Consider the following 7,657-nt stretch of genomic DNA (forward strand, 5'->3'; position numbering starts at 1 on the left):
CCGTTCGTTCGTTCGCAAAAAACCCGGCACCGAGGTGCCCACATAAGGAGACAGGCATGAAACTGAAATCGCTCGCTCTGACCGCCGCCCTGGTGGCCAGCACCCTCGGCGCCATGCTCGCGCCATCGCTCGCGCAGGCGCAGGCCAAGGAGCAGTTCTTCCCGCTGCTGGTGTACCGCACCGGCCCCTACGCACCCAACGGCACGCCCTGGGCCAATGGCAAGCAGGACTACCTGAAGCTGGTGAACGCGCAAGGCGGCATCAACGGCGTGAAGGTCACTTTTGAAGAATGCGAAACCGGCTATGCGACCGACAAGGGCGTCGAATGCTACGAGCGCCTGAAGGGCCGCCCCGGTGTTGCATTGTTCGACCCGCAGGCCACCGGCATCACCTTCGCGCTGACAGACAAGGTGCTCACCGACAAGATCCCGCTGGTCACGCTGGGCTATGGCTTGGCGGCCTCGCAGGATGGCGGCGTGTTCAAGTGGAACTTCCCGCTGATGGGCTCCTACTGGACCGCGGCCGACATCCTGATCCAGCACCTGGGCAAGAAGGAAGGCGGCATGGACAAGCTCAAGGGCAAGAAGATCGCCCTCGTGTACCACGACTCGCCGTTCGGCAAGGAGCCGATCCCGCTGCTGCAGGAGCGCGCCAAGATGCACGGCTTCGACCTGTCGCTGATTCCGGTGACGGCACCCGGCGTCGAGCAGAAGTCCGCCTGGCTGCAGGTGCGCCAGCAGAAGCCCGACTTCGTGTTGCTGTGGGGCTGGGGCGTGATGAACTCCACCGCGCTCAAGGAGGCCGTGGCCACGGGCTACCCGCGCGAGAAGATGTACGGCGTGTGGTGGGCCGGCGCAGAGCCTGATGTGAAGGACGTGGGCGCCAATGCCAAGGGCTACAACGCGCTCGCGCTGAACGGCTCGGGCCCCGACAACAAGGTGATCCAGGACATCATCAAGCAGGTGCACGACAAGGGCCAGGGCACGGGTCCGAAGGACGAAGTGGGCTCGGTGCTCTACACGCGTGGCGCGATCATCTCGATGCTCGGCGTCGAGGCAGTGCGGCGTGCGCAGGAGCGCTTCGGCAAGGGCAAGGTCATGACCGGCGAGCAGGTGCGCTGGGGCCTGGAAAACCTGGCACTCGACCAGAAGAAGCTGGACGCACTCGGCTTCGCCGGCGTGATGCGCCCTGTGAGCACTTCGTGCCAGGACCACATCGGCTCGACCTGGGCGCGCATGGAAACCTGGGACGGCGCCAAGTGGAACATCGCACCCGAGTGGTACCAGGCCGATGACCAGATCATCAAGCCGATGGCCAAGGCAGCGGCCGACAAGTACGCGACCGAAAAGAAGCTGACGCGCCGCGACGCGGCGGATTGCCAGTCTTGATGCACTGACCGAGTTCCGTGGCGGCTCGCAAGAGCCGCCATTCGACAGCGCGACGCCTTTGCCGCGTTGTCGAATGCTTCGGACCACACCATGAGCGAACCCAACATCCTCCTCAATGTCAACGGCATCGAGGTCATCTACAACCACGTAATCCTTGTGCTCAAGGGCGTGTCGCTCACCGTGCCCGATGGCGGCATCGTGGCGCTGCTCGGCGGCAACGGCGCGGGCAAGACGACCACGCTGCGTGCCGTGAGCAACCTGCTCGCTGGCGAACGCGGCGCGGTGACCAAGGGCACCATCGAATTGCGTGGCGACCGCATCGAGGCGCTGTCGCCGGCCGAGCTGGTCAAGCGCGGGCTGATCCAGGTGATGGAAGGGCGTCATTGCTTTGCCCACTTGACGATCGAAGAGAACCTGATGACCGGTGCCTACACGCGCACCGATGGCAAGGCGGCGGTGCAGCAGACGCTGGAGAAGGTCTACGCCTACTTCCCGCGCCTGAAGACGCGGCGCACTTCGCAGGCGGCCTACACCTCGGGCGGCGAGCAGCAGATGTGCGCCATCGGCCGCGCGCTGATGGCCAACCCGACGATGGTGCTGCTCGACGAACCTTCGATGGGCCTCGCACCGCAGATCGTGGAGGAGGTGTTCGAGATCGTGAAAGACCTGAATACCAAGGAGCGCGTGACCTTCCTGCTGGCCGAGCAGAACACCAACATGGCGCTGCGCTACGCGGACTACGGCTACATCCTGGAGAACGGGCGCATCGTGATGGACGGCGAGGCGAAGAGCCTGCGCGAGAACGAGGACGTGAAGGAGTTCTACCTTGGCGTTGGCGGTGCGGACCGCAAGAGCTTCCGCGATGTGAAGAGCTACAAGCGGCGCAAGAGGTGGCTGGCTTGATCGTTCAGGCGAAACCTTGCGCTTTTGTTCGTCACGCTGTGTTTGGCGTGCGTTGTTCTGGGCGCCGCTGTTCAGGGCGACGCTCACGCCGACACGGTGCTCTTTTTCGCGAATGTCCCCCGCTTCGCTCCTCCTTTATTTCGCGAAAAAGAGCCCCGTATCGACGCGAGCGCTCAGAGCAGTCGTTGATCGGCCGCAAACGCAGAGTGTGTCCATGTGCGAATGACACCAGGTGCTCCCCGCAGCGAAATAAAGGAGGAGCGAAGCGGGGGACATTCGCGGAGGGGAGCACCTGGTGTCATTCGCACTCGCCCTGAATGAACCCGAACCCGAACGCGAACCCGACCCCGCTCCCGTATTGGAAATGCGTCACAAGCCTCACACCCGCGTGGTGGAACACCGAACTGAAAGATGAAGGGTACGGACATGACCGACCACTACGACAAGCTTGAAATACGCGACCCCGCCGAGCGCGAGCGCGACCTGCTGGCCGCGCTGCCGAAGCAGATCGCACAGGCACAGACCGCAACGTCCGCGTTCTCGAAAATCCTCGACGGCGTGAAGCCGGCAGACATCACGACACGCGAAGCACTCGCCAGACTTCCGGTCACGCGCAAATCGGAATTGCTCGAGCTGCAGAAGACACGCCGCACAGCCGATCCGTTCGGCGGCTTTGCATCCATCGTGCGTGGGCCGCGCATGCCGCGCATCTTCGCGAGCCCCGGCACCATCTACGAACCTGAAGGCGAAGCGCGCGACTACTGGCGCACCGCTCGGGCGCTGCATGCGGCAGGCTTTCGCGGCGGCGAGCTGATTCACAACAGCTTCAGCTATCACATGACGCCCGCCGGCTCGATCATGGAAAGCGGCGCGCATGCGATGGGCTGCACTGTGTTCGCGGGCGGCACGGGGCAGACCGAGCAGCAGCTCGAAGCCATCGTCGACCTGAAGCCCGAAGGCTATGCGGGCACGCCCAGCTTTCTGAAGATTCTGCTGGAGAAGGCCGAAGAGAAAGGGCTGAAGCTGCCCTCGCTCACCAAGGCTCTCGTGTCCGGCGAAGCCTTTCCACCGAGCCTGCACGACTGGATTGCCGCGCATGGCGTGAAAGGCACGCAGTGCTATGCCACCGCCGACCTGGGCCTCATCGCTTACGAGACCAGCGCGCGCGAAGGGCTGGTGATCGATGAAGGCGTGCTGGTCGAGATCGTGCGGCCCGGCACCGGCGACCCGGTGCCCGATGGCGAAGTCGGCGAGGTCGTCGTCACCAGCTTCAACCCTGATTACCCGCTGGTGCGCTTCGGCACTGGTGACCTTTCTGCCGTGCTCGCAGGCACCTGCCCCACCGGCCGCACCAACAAGCGCATCAAGGGCTGGCTCGGCCGCGCCGACCAGACCACCAAGGTGCGCGGCATGTTCGTGCATCCGTCGCAGGTCGCGGAGATCACGCGGCGCTTTCCCGAAATCTTGCGAGCGCGCCTCGTGGTGTCCGGAGAGATGGGAGACGACCAGATGACCTTCAGGCTCGAATGTGCCGGCGCACCGGCCGGGCTCGATGCGCGCATTGCCGATGCAGTGCGCGAAGTGACCAAGCTGCGCGGCACCATCGAGCTGGTGGCACCGGGCAGCCTGCCCAACGACGGCAAGGTGATCGAGGACGCGCGCAGCTACAAGTAGCGGCGGTACAGCCAGCGCGTGGTGGTGCGCACCAGCAGCACGGTCAGCGCCATGTAGAGCAGCACCAGTGCCAGCACGAAGCTGACGATGCCACCACCATAGAAGCTGAACGACGCCGTCGCCGCCATGAACAGCCAGACGATCGCGATGACGATGCAGCCCACCTGCACCAGCAGGAAGGCCAGCACCGCGGAGGCCACGGCCCGGAAGGGGCGCACGATCGAGAGGCCTGGCTTGGTACCGAGCCAGCCGCCCCAGTAGGCGAGCGCGAAGGTCACGAGCGCCGGCAGCACCCAGGCCAGCAGCAGCGTCAAGACGTCCACCTCGCCGCCCGGCGGTGCCCAGCGTGCCACGGCGAGACCACTCCACAACTGAAGCCCCGCGAGCATGGCCGCCGCAATCATCGCGACGGCCCGGCGCGGCGATGAGGGCGATGCACCAGGCACCTCGGCCGGCAACGTCTCTTCTTGCGCCGGCACCGATGCGCCGCGGCGCATCACCAGCGCGATGCGCGCCGCCAGCCACAGGCCGAGCACGGTCACCGCCAACTGGATGAGCGACTGCAGCACCATGGCCGCGCCCATCAAGACGCGCATCGAAGCGCCGTCGAAGACGTCCGAGAACTGGCCGCCCGGCATGAAGAGCACCTGCGCCTCGTAGAACAGCGGCGTCAGCGCGTAGTAGTTCAGCACCAGCACCAACACCCACACGCCGCCGAAGCGCAGCCTTGCGTCGTCCGCCAGTGCCACGCGGGCCACGCCCTGCCGTTCGAGCGCGTTGCGCGCGTGGCTCCACGAGAGCGTCGCCACCAGCACCCACGACACGATCGTGCCCGCGAGCAGCATGATCCAGACGCCCGGAATGGCATACGCCTGGCGCATCTGCCCGGCCTGCGGCGTGGAAGGCAGCAGCAGCGCAGCCATGTTGATCACGAACAGGAGCGCGTCCAGGCCCACCGCGATGAACGCGAAGTCGCGGGGCAGGCGCAGCGCGCGGGAGTGAGAGGGGTTCGCCGTCATGGGAATACTTTCGCGTTGAATCGCACATGCCGCAACCGGCATGCGAAGACTGCGAGGGTATCGGATGACGGGGAATGCCCCGTGCCGGCTCAGTGCGCGAGTGCGGCTTCGCCTGCTTCCTCGGGTGTGGGGCCGACATACACCGACTGCGGACGGATCAGCCGGCCCTTGTGCACCTGCTCGCGTGCATGCGCCACCCATCCGCTCACACGGCCCGCCGCGAACACGCAGGTGAAGCTTTCGCGGCCGAAGCCCAGCGCTTCGAGCAGCAGCGCCGTGTAGAACTCGACGTTGGTTTCCAGCGCGCGGTCGGGCTTCTTCTCGCGCAGGATTGCGAGCGCGGCTTGCTCGGCCGCTTGTGCCATTTCAAAGCGCGCAGCGTTGACGCTGCCTTCGGTGCTCAACCGCTGCAGTGCGCCCTTGAGCGCATCGGCGCGCGGGTCTCGCACGCGGTAGATGCGATGGCCGAAGCCCATCAGGCGCTGCCCGCTGGCCACCGCGCCTTCGAGCCAGTGACGCGCGTTGGCAGCAGTGCCGATGGCATCGAGCGCATCGAGCACCGGCCCAGGCGCGCCGCCATGCAGCGGCCCCTTCAACGCGCTGATGCCTGCGAGCACAGCCGACGCCAGCCCCGCGCCGGTGGACGCCACCACGCGCGCGGCAAAGGTCGAGGCATTGAGGCCGTGGTCGCAGACGGTGACGAGATAGGTGTCGAGCGCGGCGCCCTGCGCGACCGTGGGTGTGCGGCCATGCAGCATGCGCAGCATGTCGACGGCATGCGGCAGGGTTTCGTCGGGCGCGAGCGCCTGCACGCCCAGGCGCCAGCGCATGACGGCTGCGGTGTAGACCGTGGGCGCAGCCACGAGGCGCAGCGCTGTCTGCAGATCGTCGCCATCGGGCAGGCGCGCGAGCAGGGCACGCACCGCCTCGATGGGCGGCAGCCGGCGCAGCACGCTGTCGTCGTTGGGCTGAAGGCGCTCGAAGACTTCGCGACGCGCGCGGCCGAGGGCGGAGCGCAGCGCGGCGGCATTGCCAGGCAGCGTGTCGAAGAAGCCTTTGAACAGCAGCGCCACCACGTCTTCGAAGCGCCAGTGCTGCGCGATCTCGTCGAGCGTGTGGCCGCGGATCACCAGCCGGCCTTCGGCACCGTCCACTTCCGACAAGACCGTGTGCGCGGCCACCACGCCTTCGAGGCCGTTCTCTTCAATCATCGTTCTCTCCTGGTTTGACGATGTCATTGATTCTGGCCACACTGACATTGACGTCAATCTTGATTTATTCCATCAACATAATGATGAAGACAGCGCTCTGGCTGCCTGCGGGCGAGGCCCTCGAACTGATGCAGGTTCGCCCGCAGACCCTCTACGCGAGCGTGAGCCGTGGCCGCATCCGCGCCAAGCCCGATGCGGCGGACCCGAGGCGCAGCCTCTACCACCGCGAGGACGTGCAGCGCATCGCGGCGCGCACGCGCGGGCGGCGCAGCACGGAAGCGGTTGCGAGCGAGACGATCCAGTGGGGCGAGCCGGTGCTGGCGTCGGCGGTGTCGACGGTGGCCGAGGGACGGCTCCTCTATCGTGGGCAGGATGCATGCGTGCTGGCGTCGCATGCGACGCTGGAAGACGTGGCGGGCTTGTTGTGGGAGAGCGCGCCGCCGCGCTTCGCGGCTGTTGCGCCTGTGGCCGCGGCACGCAAGGACGCGACACCCTTGCAAGCCGGCCTGCTCGCACTGGCAGCACGTGCCGCCGTCGATCCGCCCTCGCGCGGCCGTTCACGCGCCGTGCTGCAGGCCGAGGCGGCGGATGTGATCGGCACGCTGGCCGATGCGCTGATCGGCCCCGCACCGGCGAAAGCAGTGGCACTGCACACGCGACTGGCTTCGGCATGGCGTCGTCCCCGCGCGGCCGATGACTTGCGCCGCGCGCTGGTGCTGCTGGCTGACCACGAACTCAACGCATCGACCTTCGCGGCGCGCGTGACCGCTTCGACGGGCGCATCGCTCGCCGCGTGCCTGCTCACGGGACTCTCCACGCTGACCGGGCCTTTGCACGGTGGTGCCTCGGCGGCTGTGCAGGCGCTGATGCGCAATGCAGCGGCCATCGGCACCGAGGCCGCCGTGCGCGAGTGGCTCGCGCATGACCGGTCGCTGGCGGCCTTTGGGCACCCGCTCTATCCGAACGGCGATGCGCGATGCAGCGCATTGCTGGCGCACATTGAACTGCCACCCGCCTTCACTGAACTGCGCGAGATCGGCGAGAAGCTGCTCGGTGAGGCGGTGAACATCGACTTTGCGCTGGCCGCCTTGGCAGTGGTGCACAAGCTGCCGGCCGGCGCGCCGCTCACGCTGTTCGCGCTGGCACGCACTGTTGGCTGGACGGCTCATGTGCTGGAACAACAGGCCACGGGGCATTTGATTCGTCCGCGTGCGCGGTACACGGGGCCACAGGCTGGCGAAGCCGAAGGCATGCTGAAGGCCTGAGTGAATCCGCGCTTGCCGAATTCGTCACACATTGCGTAGCGAATTCCGACTCGGCAGGGCGCGCTCCCGTTCAGGTGACCATTGTTTGCAGTGTGTGCGTGGTGTCGCCCGCAAACTGCCTCGACCTCTTTGCCTGTCACGGAAGACGTCGATGCCGCGCACACTTTCAATTGAATCTCCTGCAATCCCTCTTGTCC

General features: G+C 66.4%; 6 protein-coding genes. 4 read left to right on the forward strand and 2 right to left on the reverse strand.

Annotated features, from left to right (window positions below):
* Positions 1 to 56 precede the first annotated feature (56 nt).
* From ACSFB7_RS25860 to ACSFB7_RS25870, 3 genes are all read left to right on the forward strand, one after another.
* Positions 57 to 1,388 carry an ABC transporter substrate-binding protein gene (locus ACSFB7_RS25860; RefSeq protein WP_435475196.1) on the forward strand — a complete coding sequence of 444 codons (1,332 nt, stop codon included), beginning with the start codon at positions 57 to 59 and terminating at the stop codon, positions 1,386 to 1,388.
* Between the two features lie 90 nt (positions 1,389 to 1,478).
* Positions 1,479 to 2,291: an ABC transporter ATP-binding protein gene (locus tag ACSFB7_RS25865; protein WP_422084573.1), complete on the forward strand. Its 813-nt coding sequence runs from the start codon at positions 1,479 to 1,481 to the stop codon at positions 2,289 to 2,291.
* A gap of 426 nt (positions 2,292 to 2,717) precedes the next feature.
* Complete coding sequence (locus ACSFB7_RS25870) at positions 2,718 to 3,965, forward strand: phenylacetate--CoA ligase family protein (protein ID WP_435475197.1); 1,248 nt, start codon at positions 2,718 to 2,720, stop codon at positions 3,963 to 3,965.
* Here ACSFB7_RS25870 and ACSFB7_RS25875 read toward each other — a convergent pair.
* Both ACSFB7_RS25875 and ACSFB7_RS25880 read right to left on the reverse strand, forming a co-directional pair.
* A complete protein-coding gene (locus tag ACSFB7_RS25875; RefSeq protein WP_435475198.1) occupies positions 3,956 to 4,984 on the reverse strand; it encodes a hypothetical protein in 1,029 nt (342 codons plus the stop codon). The genes ACSFB7_RS25870 and ACSFB7_RS25875 overlap by 10 nt on opposite strands.
* Before the next feature lie 89 nt (positions 4,985 to 5,073).
* Positions 5,074 to 6,195 (reverse strand): citrate synthase/methylcitrate synthase, encoded by a 1,122-nt coding sequence (locus ACSFB7_RS25880; protein WP_435475199.1) that lies wholly within the window; start codon positions 6,193 to 6,195, stop codon positions 5,074 to 5,076.
* An 83-nt stretch (positions 6,196 to 6,278) separates the two neighbouring features.
* Between ACSFB7_RS25880 and ACSFB7_RS25885 the strand changes: the two genes are divergently transcribed.
* Positions 6,279 to 7,460, forward strand: coding sequence for a citrate synthase (locus tag ACSFB7_RS25885; RefSeq protein ID WP_435475200.1), 1,182 nt, complete (start codon positions 6,279 to 6,281; stop codon positions 7,458 to 7,460).
* Positions 7,461 to 7,657 lie beyond the last annotated feature (197 nt).

The organism is Variovorax raffinosi, from assembly GCF_051216615.1.
Taxonomy (GTDB): Bacteria; Pseudomonadota; Gammaproteobacteria; order Burkholderiales; family Burkholderiaceae_C; genus Variovorax.

Excerpts from the sequence above, each read along its gene's own strand:
- ACSFB7_RS25860 (WP_435475196.1), top strand. The coding sequence starts at position 57 with ATGAAACTGAAATCGCTCGCTCTGACCGCCGCCCTGGTGGCCAGCACC.
- ACSFB7_RS25870 (WP_435475197.1), top strand. The coding sequence starts at position 2,718 with ATGACCGACCACTACGACAAGCTTGAAATACGCGACCCCGCCGAGCGC.
- ACSFB7_RS25875 (WP_435475198.1), bottom strand. The coding sequence starts at position 4,984 with ATGACGGCGAACCCCTCTCACTCCCGCGCGCTGCGCCTGCCCCGCGAC.
- ACSFB7_RS25880 (WP_435475199.1), bottom strand. The coding sequence starts at position 6,195 with ATGATTGAAGAGAACGGCCTCGAAGGCGTGGTGGCCGCGCACACGGTC.
- ACSFB7_RS25885 (WP_435475200.1), top strand. The coding sequence starts at position 6,279 with ATGAAGACAGCGCTCTGGCTGCCTGCGGGCGAGGCCCTCGAACTGATG.
- ACSFB7_RS25865 (WP_422084573.1), top strand. The coding sequence starts at position 1,479 with ATGAGCGAACCCAACATCCTCCTCAATGTCAACGGCATCGAGGTCATC.